The following is a 20633-nucleotide window of genomic DNA, read 5'->3' as shown; positions in this document are numbered from 1 at the left end:
ATAGCTGGTTAGCAGAACAAGTATCACCCAGTGGAAGGAGGAAAATATGATTTTAATCCGGATAATAAATCATTAGGTCAATTCCAAGTCCTCAAAACTGAAAACAACACCTCAAATGGTATGCAGGCCATGGCGGTGGCGCCAGTAGATAAGAAGGGTAATGTGGATACCAGCCAAGTGGTCATTGCCTACGCTGGGACGAACAGATCTGATCCTGATGATATTGCGACTGATGTACAGTCAATTGGCCATGGCCGTGATGAGTTGAAGAAACGCGGTTCTTCCCCTACTGGCCCGACAGTCGATTCTCAGTTCAGCACAGCCCAAGACTTTGCCCAGGATGTCGCAAAAGACTACCCTGATGCCACCATCACCACCACTGGCCATTCGCTAGGAGAATCGGTAGCTATGTATGATGAATTTATTTGTCTTATAACTTAAGCTAGTTAAGGTTAGCTAGTTTAACTATAAGATAAAAGGAGGTATCCATGAAGCAATGGAAAAAGTTGTTAGCGCTAAGCGCAGTTGGAACGTTATTAATTTTAGGAGGCTGTAGTATGTTTGGAAGTAAGAAGGAAACATTGACGAAGGAGCAACAAGATAATGTAGTAAAACGAATAGCAAGAAATTATAAAGTCAAAAAAGTAGAGTTTTTAAACTTGGAAAAGAATAATTCTACTGGATACTATAACTTAGTATTTAAAGTAAATGATAAAAACAGTAACAATATAGTTCAATTTCAGAAAATCGAAGAACTTAATACTGCAAAAGGAATTATTGCTTTAGACCCTATCGAGGAATTTTCTGATATTAGAAAATATGGAGAGTTTAATAATAGTGAAAGTGTGGATATTAGTGAAATTACCGTAATTTATTTAAAGGAGTAATATATTATCATGCTAACTGAACAACAATATAATTGGCTATCTACGCAAGTTTACAGTGTGGATAGTGGAAAAAACGATGGTCAATATAAAACCATTGAAAAGGGAACTTATTATTATGATAAAAATAATCCTGATTTAGGTCAATACCAAGTCCTCGCCACCGAAGACAACACCTCAAATGGCATGCAAGCTATGGCCGTAGCTCCTGTGAAAGAAAGCTTATTGCCTACGTTATAGTATAAACCCAGCCAGTTAACAGGTAGCTGGTTTGGCTTATATTATAAAAAAGGAGGTTTTATGGCAGTTAAGAAAAAGGTATTAATGCCATTGGGAATCGCAGCAGTTTTAATAATAGGAGGTATCATAATGTTTAATCCCTTTACAGGCAAAGATGAACCAAAGTACAAACATGAGCAAGATAGAATGGTGAAATATCTAGTTCAGAATTATGAGGGTATTAAGAAGGTTGAGTTTACAGAAATAGAACATAATAAAATGACAGGATCATACTCATTTTATGCAACAATAAACAATAAAATTAAAGTTAATTTCACACTAATGGGATTAGATGGTGAGATTTACGTCAATGAACTTTCTTCTAGAAACCATGGACATTCTCTTAAAAAGTTAGACACACCTGATGAGAAACCAGATATTTCTCATATTGAAGTTAAGCACTTGGAGGAATAATATGATATCGGAAAAAGACTATAATTCACTTGCTAACGAGGTTTATAAAGTTGATTCAGGTAAAGTTTCTACTCCATATAAAAAAGGAGATACTGTTGCAGGCGGCAAATACCAAGTCCTCGCCACCAAGGACAACACCTCCAACGGCATGCAGGCCATGGCCGTAGCTCCGGTAAGCCAGTCTGGTCAGGTCGATTACAGTAACATCACGATCGCTTATGCTGGGACGAATTCTGACGATCCAAAAGATATCGACACTGATCTGCAGTCTGTTGGCGAAGGAAGCAAGAAGCTAACGTCAGGATCAGATATGAGTGTTAACGGAGTGACGATTGCAGACTCTCAGTTTGAAACAGCTCTGGCCTTTGCTAAGAAGATTGAGAAGGCCTATCCTAAGGCCAAGCTCACAACAACCGGCCACTCTCTCGGAGGCTCTCTTTCTATGTATGTGGCTTTAAAGCGTAAGTATCAAAGTACCACTTACAATGGCCCTGATATTCACAGTATGCTTTCAAGCAAAGAAATTGCCTACATGAAAAAGCACAAGCGGCAGTTTCGCAATTACCGCAATCCCAATGATATGATAGGGAATATCACAGGCAATGAAACAGGCAGTGCTATTTATGTCGATATGGCCAACAAAAGCGGCCTGTCAGCCGACCATTCTCTCAGTAATTGGAAGTTTGATAAGAAGGGCAATCTAGTGGATAAGGCCAATAATATGGCGGACCTTGGCCATGTCTATGATACTGTAGAGGGCAAGGTCTCTGCTTATATGAACCATAGCTTTAAGGCCATGAAGTCCAAGTTAGGTGCAGGCGGCTATTCTGGCCATGAGAAGATTTACTTGGACTATCTGTCCGCAAGCACTGTAGCCAAAGGATTAGGAAGCACTGCCCAAATCGGTTATGACAGCATCAAAGGTCAGGTCCGTGCTGCTAACGAAGCAGCTGATGAACTCTACAAGAGCCTGACCAGCAAGCGCCCAGCCTCGGTTAATAAGCTGACTGATGAGGAGATCTTGGCGATTTATGCAGAAGAAGGCCTTACTTATGATTACATGGTGACCCAGGTCAAGGAACATTTTGACCAGAAAACAGCCAAGGCTTCCGCCTTATCTGACAATTTCACTGCTCTAAGCAGTCATATTGAAAGGGGAATGCAGGACCTAGTTGCTAAGGATAATACTTTAGGAGGAGAGATTTCAGGATGGACGCATGGGATGTAGCACAAGCCAAAGTGCAGGAATATGAACTGGAAATTGAAATTCTGGATGAGGATTACCGAAGGATCAAAAATCAATTGGAAGAAGAACGGATGTCCTATGAGGAAATGTTACAGTCAGTGATGTTAATATCACTGACTTGGAGGAATGAAATGGCAGTGACAGAACAAAATTATAGAGATATAGCAGATAGAGTTTATGCTATTGAGGATGGTAAAGAAGCTCATACAATAATCAAGAATGATACATTTAAGTCTGGCGGTAACCAATACAAAGTCCTCGCCGCCGAAGACAACACCTCCAATGGCATGCAGGCCATGGCGGTGGCGCCTGTGAAAGAAAGCTTGTTGTCCGCGTTATAGTATAAACCCAGCCAGTTAACAAGTAGCTGGTTTGGCTTATATTATAAAAAAGGAGGTTTTATGGCAGTTAAGAAAAAGGTATTAATTTCATTGGGAATCGCAACAGTTTTAATAATAGGAGGTATCATAATGTTTAATCCCTTTACAGGAAAAGACGAACCAAAGTACAAACATGAGCAAGATAGAATGGTGAAATATCTAGCTCAGAATTATGAGGGTATTAAGAAGGTTGAGTTTAAGAATTTTGAAAAGAACCATACTACTGGAACTTGGAGTAGTGATGCTGTAGTCAATAATATTTACTATATAACTTTTAGTTTGAATGGATTGGGTGGAGAAATAGATGTGACTGAACATATTGCTAAAAGTAATAATAAGGAATTAAACATAAGGAATAAAGCAAAGAATATTAATATTTCAAAAATAGAAGTGATTTATTTTGAGGAGTAGAGAATGGTAACAGATAAAGATTATAATAAAATTTCTGAAGATGTCTATGATGTTGATTCAAAAAAAGAAAGTAAACCGCTTAGGAAAGGGATATCTGTTGCAGATGGCAAGTATAAATTCCTCAAAACTGAAGACAACACCTCCAATGGCATGCAGGCCATGGCCGTAACTCCTGTGAAAGAAAGCTTGTTGTCCGCGTTATAGTATAAACCCAGCCAGTTAACAGGTAGCTGGTTTGGCTTATATTATAAAAAAGGAGGTTTTATGGCAGTTAAGAAAAAGGTATTAATGCCATTGGGAATCGCAGCAATTTTAATAATAGGAGGTATCATAATGTTTAATCCCTTTACAGGCAAAGACGAACCCATACATAAGCATGAACAGGATAGGATTGTTCAATATATAAGAGAACATATTGAATTAGTTGATGGAAAACCTATTAAAAAGATTGAATTTGTGGAATTCCAAAAAAACGATATGACAGGAACTTGGAGGATGACAACAACCATTAATAGCAAATATAATATTTCATTTTCAGAAAATGAGATAGGAGGAGAAATTGAGACTGCTAATTATTCTCCTAAGGAATTTAAACAAAGTAATGAAAAAATAAAAAGCAACCGTATGGATAATGTTGAAATAGTTTATTATTATTGAGGAGTAAAAAATGGTAACAGATAAAGATTACAAAAGAGTTGCCGACCGTGTGTATGATGTTGATCCTAATAAGGTGCAAAATCCAGTTAAAGATGGACAAAAAATTTTAAATAACCAATACCAAGTCCTCAAAACTGAAAACAACACCTCCAACGGCATGCAGGCCATGGCGGTGGCGCCAGTAGATAAGAAGGGTAATGTGGATACCAGCCAAGTGGTCATTGCCTACGCTGGAACGAACAGATCTGATCCTGATGATATTGCGACTGATGTACAGTCAATCGGCCATGGCCGTGATGAGTTGAAGAAACGCGGTTCTTCCCCTACTGGCCCGACAGTCGATTCTCAGTTTAAGACGGCCAAAGCCTTTGCCAAGAAGATTGAGAAGGCCTATCCTAAGGCCAAACTCACAACAACCGGCCACTCTCTCGGAGGCTCTCTTTCTATGTATGTGGCTTTAAAGCGCAAGTATCACAGTACCACTTACAATGGCCCCGATATTCACAGTATGCTTTCAAGCAAAGAAATTGCCTACATGAAAAAGCACAAGCGGCAGTTTCGCAATTACCGCAATCCCAATGATATGATAGGGAATATCACAGGCAATGAAACAGGCAGTGCTATTTATGTCGATATGGCCAACAAAAGCGGCCTGTCAGCCGACCATTCTCTCAGTAATTGGAAGTTTGATAAGAAGGGCAATCTAGTGGATAAGGCCAATAATATGGCGGACCTTGGCCATGTCTATGATACTGTAGAGGGCAAGGTCTCTGCTTATATGAACCATAGCTTTAAGGCCATGAAGTCCAAGTTAGGTGCAGGCGGCTATTCTGGCCATGAGAAGATTTACTTGGACTATCTGTCCGCAAGCACTGTAGCCAAAGGATTAGGAAGCACTGCCCAAATCGGTTATGACAGCATCAAAGGTCAGGTCCGTGCTGCTAACGAAGCAGCTGATGAACTCTACAAGAGCCTGACCAGCAAGCGCCCAGCCTCGGTTAATAAGCTGACTGATGAGGAGATCTTGGCGATTTATGCAGAAGAAGGCCTTACTTATGATTACATGGTGACCCAGGTCAAGGAACATTTTGACCAGAAAACAGCCAAGGCTTCCGCCTTATCTGACAATTTCACTGCTCTAAGCAGTCATATTGAAAGGGGAATGCAGGACCTAGTTGCTAAGGATAATACTTTAGGAGGAGAGATTTCAGGATGGACGCATGGGATGTAGCACAAGCCAAAGTGCAGGAATATGAACTGGAAATTGAAATTCTGGATGAGGATTACCGGAGGATCAAAAACCAATTGGAAGAAGAACGGATGTCCTATGAGGAACGGCTTCATTATTTTAATGCTATGACTGACATTAAATACGAAGAAGCTATGGCCGATTTTAGGAACTTAGAAGTGGAAGATGAAAGACCTTTTACAGATACAGTAACAGACATTAATATCCGAGTTCAAAATGCTTTTATTGATGTTTTCAATTATTATAGCGAACAGTTTGAAGAACTGGATACAGCTTACAAAAAGACCTACAGTAGGGTCAGTGATAAGCTGGAAGCAGCTTACAGTGAACGAAGGAAATTATCGTAAACAATTGAAAAAAGAAAGAAGAGGACAATAAATGGGAGCATTTGCGGATGCTTGGAATGGTATTAAAGAAACAGTAGGCGGTGCGGCACGCACCAACCTAGGAAAAGCTGTTGGCGACGCTTTATCCGGCGATACAGAAGCAGCTGAAAAGGAATATGAAAAGGGGATTATTAGAGCCTGCGCTGCTGCTCAAAAGACCAAGCGCAAGGAGCTGGTCGATAAGTACGATAAGGCGATCAGCCGCATTGCTTCTGAGACGAAGTCCAGCCTAAAGACGATTGGCGGAAAGCTAGATAGTGATATTAAAGGCCAGTTTTCCAAGGCCATCAATCAAGCCATCAAGGATAAGGCTTCTGCTTATGATGATTTAGCGGCAGATAAAAAATAAAAGCTCTTTTCAATCATTTATCAAGCAGACTAAAATTGTGGAATAAAACAGGAAGTTAATAGCACTTTCTGTTTTTTTGGCATATGATCAAAAAAGAGCATACAAAAAAACCTGATTTCTTTATAATCCGAAATCAGGCTGCTAGTTAATATGTTAGTATTTAACAGTCTAGTGATAAGGAACTGTCTAAAAAATATTTGCCTTCATGTCTTTATGACTGCTTAGGAATTACCCCAAAACTTTTTAGCGATTTCTTGACCTTGTTTGATTTTGGCCCATTGCTGCGGGATAGCCAGTTCATTGCCTGAATCACAAGAAGCAAAACCGCATTGATGTGACAGCAGCAGACGTTCTTTAGGAAGAATTGTACTAGCTTCTTCTAATAAAGCAAGGACACGTTCTTCATCATCCAGCTCTGTTGTCTTACTAGAGAGAAGTCCAAGGACCACTTGGGCCTCCTTATCTTTAAGGGAAGCAAGAGCTTTCAAATCACCCGATACATCACTGTCCCATTCTAAGAAAAAGCGGTCATAGTGCTGGTCACGTAGGAATTTTTCCGCAATCGCTTCATAAGTTCCGCCTGAGGCAGACCGGCTTTCATAATTTCCGCGGCAGTTGTGTGTCCAAACTTTCAGTCCTAAGTGATGTCCGTAATCAGCAACTTCATTATTAATCGCAATGAATTGGTCAGCTAAATCCGCCAGTGCAGCATTGCCATCAGTAAAAAATGAGGCAGGATTGGATTGGTCAAAAAGTTCCCAGAGGCAGTCGTCAAACTGGATAATCTCACCGCCGGCTTCCTTATATTCTGTCAAAAATTCTTTATAAGCCTTGATGAGACCCGCCTTTAAGTCTTCATTGGTTTTATAAACCTGGTCATCACCAGCCAGCCCATCAAAGATAGCCAATTCAGTGTAGGCATGAGCAGGACCCCAAATGGTCAATTTGGTTTGCATGCCGTCAGCCTCTTCCTTGAGCAATTTGTAGATGTCTAAGAAATGATGATTTTTACCTGAAAGAGGTTCCGTGATACGGATACCTATGTCTTTGCGAGTCTCATACTGTCCGCCGTCATGGTCTTTAAAAGTGTAACCATGGTCTGCAATATAGCGTTCAATACCTTTAAGGCCCCAAACGAAATCTAAATGCCACATAGACTTAGAGTATTCACCGTCTGTTAGAATATCAATACCGTTGGCCTTTTCATCAGCGATCACTTTTTTAATCTCTGCTGTCTCGGTTTCATGATAGCCAGGGAAGCTATCATAAAAGGGATAGTGAATGTCATCACGATGTTCAATTTTGTTCTTATAATCCAGTAGATTAGCCGGGCGAAGCAGGGAGCCGACAAGCTGGAATTTTGATTGTGTCATATAAAAGCCTCTTTCTAAATTTCTTACTTTTATTGTACACAAGCTAAGCGCTTTTGAGAAATAGTCATTTTAAGGAGAATGATATAGTTTCAAACTATAGCTGTTTTTGCGATAATTTCTTTTTTGAAGGCAATCTGCTAAAATAGAAAGAAACAGTAAGGAGAAAAGCATGCGCGACAACCATTTACATACTCATTTTTCTTATGATTCAAGAGCTGATTTTAAAGATTACCTTGATCACTATGAGGGAGATATTATAACGACAGAGCATTACGACTTATCAAATCCTTACACTAAACAGGATGATGTGCCTGATTATGAAGCTTATTCTAAAGAAATAGCAGAGCTTAACCAAACGTACGGCAACCGTATCAAACGCGGCATTGAAATTGGCTATTATCAGCCTAGAGAAGCTGATATTATCAGCTTTCTGGCAGATAAGGATTATGACTTAAAGCTCCTTTCCCTTCATCACAATGGCTTTAATGATTATCTGGATGATGAAGTCGCTAATATGGATAAAGAAACTATTATTCAGGAATATCTGGATAAGTTAGAATATGCTATTGGGCGCGTGGAAGCTGATGTTTTAGCTCATTTTGACTATGGCTTTCGGCTCTTTGATCTGACTGTAGAAGAATTGAAGGCTTATGAGCCTCAGCTGCGCCGTATTTTTCAAAAGATGATTGACTATGGCCTAGCTTTTGAGCTCAACAGTAAATCCATGTATCTCTATCACCACGAGCATCTCTATCGCTATGCTTTAGGCCTAGTCAAAGAGCTTGGCTGCCGCAAATACTCCGTCGGCTCCGACGGCCACAAACTGGAGCACTTCCGCTTGGCGTTTGATAAAATCCAAACCATTTTGGATGAATATGAGATTGAAGATGGGGAGATCATCTAAAAGTAAGGGCGGCTTGCTTAATAGTGTTTTGTTTATAAAGAGGATTCCTGCTGGCAGTTAGCCTTATGCGGTTCGGCACGCCAGCAAACCTATGCTTTCATGGCTAAATGGAAAGCCGAAAGGCTTTCAATTTGCCTGAGACTGGGACAGACAATCAATAATTCAAAGAATGTGATTTTTCAGCAGGTCTTCGTTTCTAGTTGCTGACTCAAAACAGTCCGCAGGACTGTTTTGACTTTCCCCTCCGCATTTTTCAATCCTGCTTACTGTAAAAAATAAATCCAAATTTTTGTGATTCTTTTGATTTCATGGGATAATAATAAGAGTGGGGCAAAAAATGTGATTCAACAGAAACCGCTTTGCCCCGCTCTCTTATGATATCACTGCTGCACATAAGAGCTTGGAACTATTTCTTATCTCAAGCTCTTGTAAAGATTAAAAGGAGAATGCGATGTCAAATGCTATCAGAGTTTTACTCTACTATAAATATGTCCCTATTGAAAATGCCCAAGCTTATGCAGCTGAGCATTTAGCTTTTTGCAAGTCTATTGGTCTTAAAGGCCGCATTTTGATTGCAGATGAAGGGATCAATGGAACCGTCTCTGGCGATTATGAGACAACACAAAAATATATGGATTATGTCCATGCTAATCCTTTATTTAGCGATCTTTGGTTTAAGATTGATGAAGAAAATCACAATGCTTTTAAAAAGATGTTTGTGCGCTACAAAAAAGAAATCGTCCATCTGGGTCTTGAGGATAATCATTTTGATCAAGACATTGATCCTCTAAAGACAACAGGCGCTTATCTATCGCCTCAGGAATTTAAAGAGGCGCTTTTAGATGATGATACAGTCGTGCTTGATACCCGCAATGATTATGAATACGATTTAGGGCATTTCCGCGGTGCTATTCGCCCGGATATTCGCAACTTTCGAGAACTGCCCCAGTGGGTTCGCAGCAACAAGGAAAAATTTATGGATAAGCGTGTGGTTGTCTACTGCACAGGCGGTGTCCGCTGTGAGAAATTTTCAGGCTGGATGGTAAGGGAAGGCTATAAAGATGTTGGTCAGCTTCATGGCGGCATCGTAACTTACGGCAAGGACCCAGAAGTTCAAGGCGAACTCTGGGATGGTAAGATGTATGTTTTTGATGAACGTATAGCTGTTGATATCAATCATACAGATCCTAGAATTGTCGGTAAAGACTGGTTTGATGGAAGTCCTTGTGAACGTTATGTCAACTGCGGAAATCCTTTTTGCAATCGGCAAATACTCACATCTAAGGAAAATGAAGACAAGTATCTCCGCGGCTGCTCGTATGAATGCCGTGTTCATCCGCGCAATCGTTATGTTAAAGAACATAACCTGACGCGTGAACAAGTTGCTAAACGCTTAGCAGCTATCGAAGAAGAACTGCCAGAACCTATTTTATAAAAGGGAGTAAGACAAAAATTGGTCAGACCAAGTCTTCGATTTTTCAGCAAGTCTCAGTCTCAATAAAAAATGAGCTTGGAACTATTTTTGTTCCAAGCTCATTTTTTTATGCTATATAGTGACTAACGTGTGACGCGTTTACGTGCAGCTTTTTTACGGTTTTCTTCAATAAATGCTGCTTTTTTTTCTTCTGGATCAATAATCGTTTTTTTAACAGCATATACTGCTCCTGCAACAGTTGCAGCAGCACCAATAACACCTGTTGCAACACCTTTAGCAAATGAATGTTTCTTAGTCATAATGAGGACTCCTTTATATGTTATAATGGTTCTATTATCTAAAAAAATGATATTTTTTTCAAGGAAAAAACGTATGAAAACAAAAATAATTGTCATTTTGGGTCCGACAGCAGTTGGAAAAACAGCCTTGGGAATTAAATTGGCCCAAAAATATAAGGGTGAAATTATTAGCGGTGACAGTCAGCAGGTTTATCGAAAATTAAATATCGGTACAGCCAAAGCAACAGCAGCTGAACAGGCAGCAGCACCGCATCATTTAATTGATGTTAGAGATATCAATGAAAACTATTCCGCTTTTGATTTTGTCCAGGAAGCAGCAAAGGCCATTCAGACGATTCAGGATCGTGGACACTTGCCGATTATTGTCGGTGGAACAGGACTTTATCTTCAAAGTTTATTAGAAGGCTATCATCTAGGCGGTCAGGTCAATCATGAAGCCGTACTGGCCTATCGTAAGAGTTTGGAGGAATTGTCAGATAAGGAGCTGTTTGACTTGCTCAAAGATAAAAATATGACGAGTGATCAGCTTAACCGCCGCCGTGCTGTCCGATCTTTAGAACTCTATCGTTTCAGCCAGGGAGCCAAAAACCAAAAAAGAGCTTATGAAGTGCTGCTGCTTGGTCTTAATGATGACCGTCAGAAGCTTTATGAGAGGATTAATGCTCGTGTTGACAATATGATGCTATCAGGTTTGCTGGAAGAAGCTAGAATGCTGTACCAGCATTATCCTGATGCTCAAGCAACCAAGGGAATTGGCTATAAAGAATTCTTTCCTTATTTTTCAGGAGAGATGAACCTAGAAACTGCAGTAGCAAAAGTCAAGCAAAACAGCAGACGTTATGCCAAACGCCAGTTAACCTGGTTTAAGAACCGTATGAAAGTTGATTTTTATTTCCTGACCGATCCAGACTGGCAAGAAAAGATCTTTAAAACTGTTGAGCGTTTTATTCAGAAAAATTGAGAAAATCAGAATCTTAAATAGCATGGACTTGTGTACTGTTTTTTGAGCTGGATTTTATATCATCCGCTTAAAAGGCAGTGCATTTTTGTGACTGCTAGTATTATTTTGGTTTTGAGGAACTTTTATGGCTTTTCATTTTCAAACCATTATCACAATTATTAAAAGTGTAAAAAAACGATTTTGCTTTTCGCTTTTTTCAGCTTCTCTATGCTATAATAAAAAGAGAAATCTCAAGAAATGAGCGATAGAAAAGGAGGCCAATAATGTTTGAGACAAGACAGAAGCAAGAGCGCCTTATTTTGCTTGGAGTAGAGCTTCAAGAAAGTGAAAATTTCAGCTTGTCCATGCAAGAATTGGCTCGATTAGCCCAAACAGCAGGAGCTGATATCGTTCATTCTTATACTCAAAAAAAAGATAGATATGACAGCCAAACCTTTGTTGGTTCTGGAAAGCTAGCAGAACTAAAAAGGGTTATTCAAACAGAAGAGATTGATACAATGGTTGTCAATAACCGCTTAACTCCTCGGCAAAATAGCAATTTAGAAGCCGAATTAGGCATCAAAGTTATTGATCGGATGCAGCTTATTCTGGATATTTTTGCTCTTAGGGCACACAGCCGCGAAGGAAAGCTGCAGGTTCATTTAGCCCAGTTAGAATATCTGCTGCCGCGGTTGAGCGGTCAGGGGATCATGCTTAGCCGTCAGGCTGGCGGTATTGGCAGCCGCGGACCTGGTGAAAGTCAGCTGGAGCTGGATCGGCGCAGGATACACAAACAAATTTCTGATATTAAAAAAGAGCTTAGGACAGTCACTAAAAATCATGAGACAGTCCGAAATAAACGCCTTTCCTCACAGGTTTTTAAAATAGGACTGATAGGCTATACTAATGCAGGCAAGTCAACGATTATGAACCTTTTGACGCAAACCTATCAATACGAAGCTGATGCTCTTTTTGCTACCCTTGATGCCAGAACCAAGCAGGTTTATTTAAAAGATCATTTTCAAGCGACTTTGACGGACACGGTCGGCTTTATCCAAGATTTGCCGACAGAACTCATAGCTGCTTTTGCATCCACTCTGGAAGAAAGCAGGCATGTGGACTTACTGCTGCATGTGGTTGATGCCAGTGATCCTTACTATGAAGACCATGAAAAAGTTGTTTTTAACCTTTTGAAAGATCTCAAGATGGCAGACCTGCCTCGTCTGACAGTTTATAATAAGATGGATAAGGTAGATAAGGGCTTTATTGCCAATCACTTTCCCCATGTTTGCTTATCAGCCAAATCAGCAGATGCTGCCATAGAGCTGAGAAAGCAGCTATTGCAAGTGATTAAAAAGCTTTTTATTCCTTTTAAAGTTAAAGTATCTCAAAAGAATCGCTATAAGCTTTATGAATTAAATAAGATAGCTTTGCTAAATTCTTATGGGGCTAATAAAGAGATTGACCAGATTGAAGGATATGTCTCAGAAAAAAACAAATGGAAACTGGAAGAATTTTACAATGCATTATATTGATTTAGCCCTTAAATACGGTGGTTTTACAAGCTTAGATAAAGTCTATTTAAAAAATAAATTAGCAGATTTGCCGGATGCTGACAAGCTGATCTTTATTACACCGCCGCCAAGTGTGATCAATGCCTATTTTGCAGAACTCTATCAAAAAGATTCTCCCCAGGCAGCGACTGATTATTATTTTGACTTATCGCAGCATCTGCAGCTGTTAACAAAGGAGCCTTCTTTTGATGAGCAAAAACCATTTGTCAGGCTCAATTTGTCGGGAAAAGCCTACGGTTTTGCCTATGAAAACGATCAAGAAAAAGCTCAGGTTTTCAGTGAAGAAAAAGACGCTGTCTCAGACAGCCTTTTATTTGAGTTAGCACAGATTTTTCCGCAGTATAAAATTTTTCTTGAAAATCAGGTTATTAAAATGGCTAAACTAACTTTTGATGAAAGTCAATTAGAAACAATAGCTGTTTCAGACAGCTTGCTTAGTGAAGCTGTCAGACTAAATAAAGAATGGCTTAAACTAACAAGCTTTAATCAAGAAGACTTGCTTGAATTGGCCCAAGATTATCAAGGCCAAAGGTACTATAGTTATGAGCAAAATCAAGCAGTGCTTTACATAAAAGAAGACGAACCAGTATAGAAAGAAAGTATCAGGAAGTATGGAATTACAATTTTTAGGAACGAGCGCAGGTCAGCCAGCTAAAGCTAGAAATGTTTCAAGCCTTGTTTTAAAGCTTTTGGATGAAATCAATGAGGTTTGGATGTTTGACTGCGGGGAAGGAACTCAGCGCCAGATTTTAGAAACGACCATTAAACCGCGGAAGATTCGGAAAATTTTCATCACGCACCTGCATGGCGATCATGTTTTTGGTCTGCCAGGTTTTTTATCCAGCCGTGCTTTTCAGGCCAATGAAGAGCAGACGGACCTTGAGATTTACGGACCAGTTGGTATTAAGGCTCTGGTTATGGCTTGTTTGAAGGCCTCAAGAGCCCACTTGCCTTATCCTATTTATTTTCATGAATTTAATGAAAAGCATTTGGGAAAAATTCTTGAAACGGATAAGTTTACCGTTTATGCTGAAAAGCTGGATCATACGATTTTCTGTGTAGGATACCGTGTTGTGCAAAAAGATTTAGAAGGTACCTTGGATGCTGAAAAATTAAAAACAGCAGGTGTGCCTTTTGGACCGCTTTTTGGTAAAATTAAAAACGGACAGAATGTTATCTTAGATAACGGCACTGAAATTATTGCCAAAGATTACCTTTCTGCTCCTAAAAAGGGCAAAGTGATCACCATCTTAGGGGATACAAGAAAGACAGATGCCAGTGTTCGTCTGGCTTTAGGAGCCGATGTACTTGTTCATGAATCAACCTATGGCAAGGGAGATGAGAAAATAGCCAGGCGTCATGGGCACTCAACTAATATGGAGGCAGCGCAGGTCGCTAAGCTAGCTTCTGCCAAGAAACTCCTATTAAATCATGTCAGTGCACGTTTCTTATCGCGCGATATCAGCAAGATGCGAAATGATGCCCAAGACATTTTCCAAAATGTCCATGTTGTCAGAGACTTAGAAGAAATAACGATATGAAAGATGAACGTATTATTGTCATAACAGGAGCGTCAGGTGGCCTGGCTGAGGAGCTTATCAAAAGGCTGCCTCAAAAGGATCAACTGATTTTATTGGGCCGCAGCAAAGAAAAGCTTGAAGAGCTCTATGTTAGACGTGAGAAAAAAGTATGCTATCAAATTGATATTACAAATGATAAAGCTGTTCATTCTATTGTTGATAAAATCTATGAAGAGTACGGTGGCGTTGATATTTTGATCAATAATGCCGGCTTTGGCGAGTTCAAAGACTTTAATCAATATACAGATGATATGATTCGTTCGATGTTTGATGTTAATACATTGGCAACTATCCAATTTTCACGTTTAATAGGGCAAAGAATGGCTAAAGATCAAGCTGGGCATATTATTAATATAGCCAGTATAGCAGGACTTATAGCCACCAGCAAATCAACGATTTATTCGGCAACTAAATTTGCTGTTATTGGTTTTTCGAATGCTCTGCGTTTAGAATTAGCAGACCGCCATGTTTATGTGACAACTGTAAATCCAGGACCGATTGCTACCAAATTCTTTAATCAGGCAGATCCTAGCGGTGAATATCTTAAAAGTGTGGAAGAATTTACCATGCAGCCTGGAGATGTTGCCAGACGCATTCTGAGAATTTTGGGAAAAAATAAGCGTGAATTAAATATGCCTTTTACCTTAAAAGCAGCTTATAAAGCTTATGTGCTTTTTCCAAAATTATCTGATTTTTTAGCCAGAAAGGTATTTAATTATAAATGATCACTTCCAAATTTAATTGGAAAATAAATCAAGAAAAGCCGGATGATGGCTTTTTTGAGAGGACTGAAAAAGCAGGACTCCATGCGGCCGCTGCTAAGATTTTGTATAAAAGAGGTATTAAAACAAGTAAGGATGTCGAAGCGTTTTTAAACCCTCAGCTATCCATGCTTCATGATCCCTTTCTTTTAAATGACATGCAAAAGGCTGTTGATCGGATTCGCAGGGCTATTGAAAACGAGGAACATATTCTCATCTATGGTGATTATGATGCAGATGGCATGACTTCAGGAGCTATTGCTAAGGAAGCTCTTGAAATATTAGGAGCGCAAGTAAGTGTTTATCTGCCTAATCGTTTTACTGACGGCTATGGTCCCAATCAAAGTATTTATCAATACTTTATTGAACAGCAGCATGTATCGTTAATTATTACGGTGGATAATGGTGTTGCCGGAAAAGAAGCTATTGCTTATGCTCAGAAAGAGGGAGTTGATGTCATTGTTACAGACCATCACAGTATGCCTGCTGAACTGCCTCAAGCTTATGCTCTTATACATCCTGAACATCCTAAGGCTTCTTACCCCTTCCCATTTTTGGCTGGCTGCGGAGTAGCTTTCAAATTAGCCTGTGCTCTGCTGGAGTCTGTCCCGACAGAGATGCTGGATTTAGTAGCCATTGGTACGATTGCGGATATGGTATCACTGACCGATGAGAACCGTGTCATGGTCAAGTTCGGCCTTGAAATTTTAAAACAGACAGAACGCATAGGACTGCAGGAATTGCTGGAAGCTGCAGGTGTTGATTGGGATAGTATTGATGAAGAAACTATCGCTTTTAAATTAGCTCCTCAGCTTAATGCCCTGGGCCGTTTGGATGATCCCAATCCTGCTATTGAATTGCTGACCGGCTTTGATGATGAAGAAGCTCATAAAATCGCAGCCATGATCAATGAAAAAAATGAAGAGCGAAAGGTTATTGTACAGACGATCTTTGATGAGGCAATGGCTATGGTTGATCTAGAAAAACCTGCTCAAGTCTTAGCCAAAGAAGGCTGGCATGCAGGCGTTTTAGGAATCGTTGCCGGACGGATCATGGAAGAAGTCTGCCAACCCGTTATTGTCCTTAACATTGAGAATGGCTTGGCTAAAGGCAGTGCACGCAGTCCAGAGTCGGTTAATATCTTTGAAGCCCTCAATGAACACAGAGAAGAGCTTTTTACCGCTTTTGGCGGCCATGCTGGAGCTGCGGGGATGACTCTGAAAACTGAAAAGTTAGCAGAACTGTCAAGTATTTTAGATCACTATGTTCAAGCCCATGGGATTGATCTATCGCAGAAGCCCACTTTAGTAATGGATGAAGAGCTTTTTTTGCCAGAACTTAATTTAGATAGGCTTAAAGATTTAGAAAAGCTGTCTCCTTTTGGGATGGATAATAAAAAGCCAGTCTTTTTTTTGAAAAATGTTACTGTTAAACAGGCTAGAACTATGGGACAAAACGGTGCACACCTTAAGTTAAAAATAGCTCAGGAAAAAGCTGAATTTGATCTTTTGGCCTTTCATAAGGGAAGTCTTGCAGCAGAATTTCAGCAGGCTCAGCATTTGGAGCTGGCGGTGACTTTATCTGTCAATCGCTGGAATGGCAATACAAGTTTGCAGCTGATCTTAATTGATGCGCGTGTTGAAGGCATTCAGCTGATTGATATCCGAGCTCGCAGCAGTTCTTTGCCAGAAGGTGTCCCTCTCTTGAGTGCAGAAACAGACAGTAAAGCAGTCATTTTATCTGAAATTCCAGAACAGGCAGAAGAACTCCTGGCCCTGTTTAAAAATCGTGATTTTGAAGCTATTTATTTTAAAAATACGATTAAAAACCAGTACTATTTAACAGGCTACGGTACTCACGAGCAGTTCGCAAAACTCTATAAAACGGTCTGTCAGTATCCTCAGTTTGATGTGCGTTATAAACTAAAAGAACTCAGTCAGTATTTACAAATACCTGAAATTCTGCTGATTAAAATGATTCAGATTTTTGACGAACTAAACTTTGTCTCCATTGAAGATGGGGTTATGACAGTTAATAAAGCTGCCAAAAAACGCGATATATCAGAAAGCCATATTTATCAAGACCTGAAAAAATTAGTCAAGTTTCAGGAACTGATGGCACTAGGAACACCACAGGAAATTTATCATTTTTTAACAGATCAAGGAGACAGAAAAAAACATTAATGAATACTCAATGACAATCAAAAAGCAAATAAGGAATAGCCGCAGGCAGTGCTAAGGTACAGCAAAAAAGTAACACTGACCTAGCTAGTTTGAAGAGATTTTCAAAGAGTATACGTTATTTCAAAAAGTGATAACACAAATAAACGACAGCTTGTTTTCTCATCCAAAGAGACTGAGCTGTCGTTTTTTTAAATACTTTTTTACAGCAAAGATAGCTCCTGCCGCCGTGTTCATGATTTTTAGGGTTTACTTTGCCGTCATAAATACCTCTATTTCTTTTTACTCATCCATCAGCTTATCTTTACGCTTAATGATTGGTCTTTTAAAATCTAGCTGTTATTTTGAGTGTGATAAAGCTATGTTATAATGATTCAAAAGGAGGAGTTGTCAAGCCTTGCAAGAAAGTAGATTATTTCGAATGATTTATCAGTTATTGGAAAAAGGAAAGATAAGGGCAGGTGATCTCGCACAGCAATTTGAGGTCTCTGTCCGGACCATTTATCGTGATGTGGATGCATTGAGCGCTGCTGGTATTCCCATTTATGCTAGCCCAGGCAGAAATGGCGGTATAGAACTGGATAAAAATTTTATCCTTTCAAAATCTTTACTATCGCAGGAGGAAAAACAGCAAATTTTACAGAGTTTGCAAGGTTTGGCTTCTGTTAATGGTTTTCACTATACTCAGCAGCTGATGATCAAATTATCAGCTCTTTTTCAAATGAGAAATCCTAATTGGATTGAGGTGGATTTTAACACCTGGCAGTCTCAAAATAAAGAGCAGGAATTATTTGACAGCTTAAAAGAAGCTATCTGCTGCAAACAGGTTATTTCTTTTTGCTATTTTAGCAGCCAAGAGAAAATGACTCAGCGTAAAGCCAAACCTGTCCGTCTCGTTTTTAAAGGTCAAAACTGGTATTTATATGCTTATTGTCTCTTGAGACAAGATTTTCGTTTTTTCAAACTATCACGTTTAAAAAAACTAAAGCTGGCAGAAGAGACTTTTGAAGATGACTTTTCAGATCTTGTCATTGAAAAGAAATTAAACCTTCCACCAACAGTTCATTTGTCCTTGAAATTTGATCGAAAGCTGGCCTTTCGTGTTTACGATGAATTTTTAGAAGTTAAAACAGATACTGAAGGTGATTTATATGCAGAATTAGATATTCCAGATAGTGCTCTTTTAGACAGCTATATTTTATCGTTTGGTGATGCTGTAGAAGTTTTAGAGCCAGCCTTTATCCGTCAAAGAATCACAGAAAAATTAGGAAAAATATTAAAACGATATAAAAGCTGACAAACGCTGTCCACTTTTATTTGCTACACTAATTATGTCAATAAAAGATTAAGGAGGAGTCTGCTGATGGTTTTAAAACTAACTATTTTATCTCTTTGATAAGGTGAAAAGACATTATTTTAAAGGTTCTAAACTTGCTAGCTAAGTTTGTTTAACTTTGCAGAGAGTTCGAAAAAGGAAAAGGAGAAATACGATGAAATACGAATGGCGTAAACTTGAAAAAGACTTATATGGCGTAAAAACAAAAGCTGTTCTTCTTGATGTTAAAGAGCAGCAATTCATTACAATCAAGGGACAAGGCGATCCTAATGATGAAGACTTTTCTAAACGTATAGGCGCTCTTTATGCCTTGGCTTATGGTATCAAAATGAACTACAAGCAAGCTATGAAAGAAGTTAAAGAGGAGCAGGCAATGACAGATTTTACGGTCTATCCTTTAGAAGGTCTCTGGCAGCAAAATGAAGCAGGCAGTCAAGAAGCTTTGGAAAAAGATAAACTTTCTTATACAATTATGATCGGCCAGCCTGATTTCATCACAAAAGAAATGGTGGCGCAAGCTTTAGAAAATGTTAAAATCAAAAAACCTAACCCTTTATATGACGAGATTGACTTTGAAAGTATCAGGGATGGAAAAAGCATACAAATCTTGCATATTGGCTCTTACGATGATGAGCCAGAGAGCTTTGCAAAATTAGATGCTTTTGCACAGAAAAAAGGCCTCAGGCGCTCATCAAAAATTCATCGGGAAATCTATCTCAGCAATGCTGCGCGAACAGCTAAGGATAAATTAAAAACTATTTTAAGATATCAGGTGGAAGAAAGATGAAGCAATACCAATCAAAAGAAGAGCTGTCTGCTGCATGACAGCATCCATGTCTGAAAAGGAATTGTTTAAGCCCTACTAAAAGACAGTGGGCAGATGCTGCTGCTAAGACAGCAGTATGAGAAGTTGCTAAATTTAACCATATCAATACTGATGCACCTTTTACCGCTTTTAGGATTAAAATTCGAAAATGGAAGAAAACAAATCAAATAGCGTGATGGTATAACATTAGCTCTTTCTTTCTTATTTAAATTTGAACTGCAGCAGTTATTTCTCTAACTGCTGCAGTTTTGCTATTATACAGTCAAAGACAATTATCAGCTGTGCGTAAAAAGGAGCTGCAAAAAGAGATTTCTGCCAAATCAGGACCAAGGCTTGCTTTCTAACTCCTTGTCTCTTTTTAGGGATTCTATTTTCTTAATCAAACATTTCATGCTATAATAAAGAGTAAAAAATATTTTTTGGCGAAAGCCTTATAGGAAGAGGAAGTAACCCTGAACTAAGGAAGTTAGCTGCTAGCTATAGATAAGGGAGACGCTTTAAAGGGTTTATCAGTACATAGGCTGAAAGATTTCATTTTGATTGATTTGGTTAATGAGAATGATCTTTCCTTGCAGGGCTTGCTGCTGTTTTGCTTTTTAACCCCCATGGCTTCTTAAGGTTTTAGGTATCTAAGAAATGGATTTAAAAAAATATATTGCTTCAATTGAAAACTACCCGCAAGAAGGCATTACTTTTCGTGACATTTCACCTTTAATGGCTGATGGTAATGCTTATAGCTATGCTATTCGTGAAATTGTCCAATATGCAACGGATAAAAAGATTGATATGATTGTCGGTCCAGAAGCGCGTGGTTTTATTGTTGGCTGTCCGGTTGCTTATGAATTAGGTATTGGTTTTGCTCCTGTTCGTAAACCCGGAAAGCTCCCTCGCAAAGTTATTTCAGCTCATTATGAAAAAGAATATGGTATTGATACACTCACCATGCATGCAGATGCTATCAAACCCGGTCAGCGTGTCCTTATCGTAGATGATCTTTTGGCAACAGGAGGGACAGTTAAAGCCACTATTGAAATGGTTGAAAAGCTGGGAGGCATTGTTTCTGGCTGTGCTTTTTTGATTGAGCTGGAGGGGCTTAATGGGCGTCAGGCTATTGAAGATTATGATACAAAAGTTTTGATGACTTTTCCTGGATGATATAGTTTAAATTTA

25 protein-coding genes are annotated in these 20633 nt (G+C 39.2%); 23 read left to right on the top strand and 2 right to left on the bottom strand.

The window, feature by feature from the left end; translation table 11 throughout:
* The first annotated feature begins 30 nt into the window (after nucleotides 1–30).
* From STRMA_RS04365 to STRMA_RS04310, 12 genes are read left to right on the top strand one after another with little or no spacing between them, the layout of a single operon-like run.
* Complete coding sequence (locus STRMA_RS04365; protein ID WP_003082033.1) at nucleotides 31–441, top strand: hypothetical protein; 411 nt, start codon at nucleotides 31–33, stop codon at nucleotides 439–441.
* Between the two features lie 47 nt (nucleotides 442–488).
* On the top strand, nucleotides 489–887 hold the full coding sequence (locus STRMA_RS04360) for a hypothetical protein (RefSeq protein ID WP_040841529.1): 399 nt from the start codon (nucleotides 489–491) through the stop codon (nucleotides 885–887).
* Nucleotides 888–896: 9 nt separating this feature from the next.
* Nucleotides 897–1124: a hypothetical protein gene (locus STRMA_RS04355; RefSeq protein WP_003082127.1), complete on the top strand. Its 228-nt coding sequence runs from the start codon at nucleotides 897–899 to the stop codon at nucleotides 1122–1124.
* A gap of 60 nt (nucleotides 1125–1184) precedes the next feature.
* Complete coding sequence (locus tag STRMA_RS04350; protein ID WP_003080310.1) at nucleotides 1185–1577, top strand: DUF1433 domain-containing protein; 393 nt, start codon at nucleotides 1185–1187, stop codon at nucleotides 1575–1577.
* A gap of 1 nt (nucleotide 1578) precedes the next feature.
* Entirely contained in the window at nucleotides 1579–2805 is a 1227-nt protein-coding gene (locus STRMA_RS04345) for a lipase family protein (RefSeq protein ID WP_003078796.1), read from the top strand.
* Entirely contained in the window at nucleotides 2787–3164 is a 378-nt protein-coding gene (locus tag STRMA_RS09875; protein ID WP_003081050.1) for a hypothetical protein, read from the top strand. Before STRMA_RS04345 ends, STRMA_RS09875 begins: the two co-directional genes overlap by 19 nt.
* 60 nt (nucleotides 3165–3224) lie before the next feature.
* Entirely contained in the window at nucleotides 3225–3614 is a 390-nt protein-coding gene (locus STRMA_RS04335) for a hypothetical protein (protein WP_003082384.1), read from the top strand.
* A 3-nt stretch (nucleotides 3615–3617) separates the two neighbouring features.
* Nucleotides 3618–3818 (top strand): hypothetical protein, encoded by a 201-nt coding sequence (locus STRMA_RS04330; RefSeq protein ID WP_003080510.1) that lies wholly within the window; start codon nucleotides 3618–3620, stop codon nucleotides 3816–3818.
* Nucleotides 3819–3878: 60 nt separating this feature from the next.
* A complete protein-coding gene (locus STRMA_RS04325; protein ID WP_003080139.1) occupies nucleotides 3879–4271 on the top strand; it encodes a hypothetical protein in 393 nt (130 codons plus the stop codon).
* 10 nt (nucleotides 4272–4281) lie between these two features.
* Nucleotides 4282–5502 carry a lipase family protein gene (locus STRMA_RS04320; RefSeq protein ID WP_003081636.1) on the top strand — a complete coding sequence of 407 codons (1221 nt, stop codon included), beginning with the start codon at nucleotides 4282–4284 and terminating at the stop codon, nucleotides 5500–5502.
* A complete protein-coding gene (locus STRMA_RS04315) occupies nucleotides 5484–5867 on the top strand; it encodes a hypothetical protein (RefSeq protein ID WP_003078555.1) in 384 nt (127 codons plus the stop codon). The genes STRMA_RS04320 and STRMA_RS04315 overlap by 19 nt, the downstream gene beginning before the upstream one ends.
* Before the next feature lie 31 nt (nucleotides 5868–5898).
* Entirely contained in the window at nucleotides 5899–6255 is a 357-nt protein-coding gene (locus STRMA_RS04310) for a hypothetical protein (RefSeq protein WP_003081227.1), read from the top strand.
* Between the two features lie 221 nt (nucleotides 6256–6476).
* Here the strand turns inward: STRMA_RS04310 and STRMA_RS04305 are convergent, their stop codons facing one another.
* Nucleotides 6477–7628, bottom strand: coding sequence for a cobalamin-independent methionine synthase II family protein (locus tag STRMA_RS04305; protein ID WP_003081989.1), 1152 nt, complete (start codon nucleotides 7626–7628; stop codon nucleotides 6477–6479).
* 169 nt (nucleotides 7629–7797) lie between these two features.
* Here STRMA_RS04305 and STRMA_RS04300 point away from each other — a divergent pair, with 169 nt between their 5' ends.
* Nucleotides 7798–8532 (top strand): PHP domain-containing protein, encoded by a 735-nt coding sequence (locus tag STRMA_RS04300; RefSeq protein WP_003081362.1) that lies wholly within the window; start codon nucleotides 7798–7800, stop codon nucleotides 8530–8532.
* Between the two features lie 451 nt (nucleotides 8533–8983).
* Nucleotides 8984–9967: an oxygen-dependent tRNA uridine(34) hydroxylase TrhO gene (trhO, locus tag STRMA_RS04295; RefSeq protein WP_003079670.1), complete on the top strand. Its 984-nt coding sequence runs from the start codon at nucleotides 8984–8986 to the stop codon at nucleotides 9965–9967.
* Between the two features lie 122 nt (nucleotides 9968–10089).
* On the opposite strand, the gene STRMA_RS09455 is transcribed toward trhO, so the two are convergent.
* The gene (locus STRMA_RS09455; protein ID WP_003080749.1) at nucleotides 10090–10266 is read right to left on the bottom strand and encodes a DUF3042 family protein; all 177 of its coding nucleotides are present in this window, start codon (nucleotides 10264–10266) and stop codon (nucleotides 10090–10092) included.
* 73 nt (nucleotides 10267–10339) lie between these two features.
* Between STRMA_RS09455 and miaA the strand changes: the two genes are divergently transcribed.
* The 9 genes from miaA to STRMA_RS04250 all read left to right on the top strand — a co-directional run bounded on the left by miaA (nucleotide 10340) and on the right by STRMA_RS04250 (nucleotide 20618).
* Entirely contained in the window at nucleotides 10340–11227 is an 888-nt protein-coding gene (miaA, locus tag STRMA_RS04290; protein ID WP_003080026.1) for a tRNA (adenosine(37)-N6)-dimethylallyltransferase MiaA, read from the top strand.
* 263 nt (nucleotides 11228–11490) lie between these two features.
* Nucleotides 11491–12741: a GTPase HflX gene (gene hflX / locus STRMA_RS04285; RefSeq protein ID WP_003081648.1), complete on the top strand. Its 1251-nt coding sequence runs from the start codon at nucleotides 11491–11493 to the stop codon at nucleotides 12739–12741.
* Nucleotides 12728–13372, top strand: a complete 645-nt coding sequence (locus tag STRMA_RS04280) for a hypothetical protein (protein ID WP_003079793.1) — start codon at nucleotides 12728–12730, stop codon at nucleotides 13370–13372. Before hflX ends, STRMA_RS04280 begins: the two co-directional genes overlap by 14 nt.
* A 19-nt stretch (nucleotides 13373–13391) precedes the next feature.
* On the top strand, nucleotides 13392–14321 hold the full coding sequence (gene rnz, locus STRMA_RS04275; RefSeq protein WP_003081642.1) for a ribonuclease Z: 930 nt from the start codon (nucleotides 13392–13394) through the stop codon (nucleotides 14319–14321).
* Nucleotides 14318–15085: an SDR family NAD(P)-dependent oxidoreductase gene (locus STRMA_RS04270; protein WP_003081541.1), complete on the top strand. Its 768-nt coding sequence runs from the start codon at nucleotides 14318–14320 to the stop codon at nucleotides 15083–15085. The genes rnz and STRMA_RS04270 overlap by 4 nt, the downstream gene beginning before the upstream one ends.
* The gene (gene recJ / locus STRMA_RS04265) at nucleotides 15082–17304 is read left to right on the top strand and encodes a single-stranded-DNA-specific exonuclease RecJ (protein WP_003078804.1); all 2223 of its coding nucleotides are present in this window, start codon (nucleotides 15082–15084) and stop codon (nucleotides 17302–17304) included. Before STRMA_RS04270 ends, recJ begins: the two co-directional genes overlap by 4 nt.
* A 394-nt stretch (nucleotides 17305–17698) precedes the next feature.
* Nucleotides 17699–18598: a helix-turn-helix transcriptional regulator gene (locus STRMA_RS04260; protein ID WP_003080476.1), complete on the top strand. Its 900-nt coding sequence runs from the start codon at nucleotides 17699–17701 to the stop codon at nucleotides 18596–18598.
* A 193-nt stretch (nucleotides 18599–18791) separates the two neighbouring features.
* On the top strand, nucleotides 18792–19424 hold the full coding sequence (locus tag STRMA_RS04255) for a GyrI-like domain-containing protein (RefSeq protein WP_003080260.1): 633 nt from the start codon (nucleotides 18792–18794) through the stop codon (nucleotides 19422–19424).
* A gap of 675 nt (nucleotides 19425–20099) precedes the next feature.
* Complete coding sequence (locus STRMA_RS04250) at nucleotides 20100–20618, top strand: adenine phosphoribosyltransferase (protein ID WP_003079984.1); 519 nt, start codon at nucleotides 20100–20102, stop codon at nucleotides 20616–20618.
* The last annotated feature ends 15 nt before the right edge of the window (nucleotides 20619–20633 follow it).

Source organism: Streptococcus macacae NCTC 11558, assembly GCF_000187995.2.
Taxonomy (GTDB): Bacteria; Bacillota; Bacilli; order Lactobacillales; family Streptococcaceae; genus Streptococcus; species Streptococcus macacae.
This window is presented reverse-complemented; position numbering and strand designations above follow the sequence as displayed.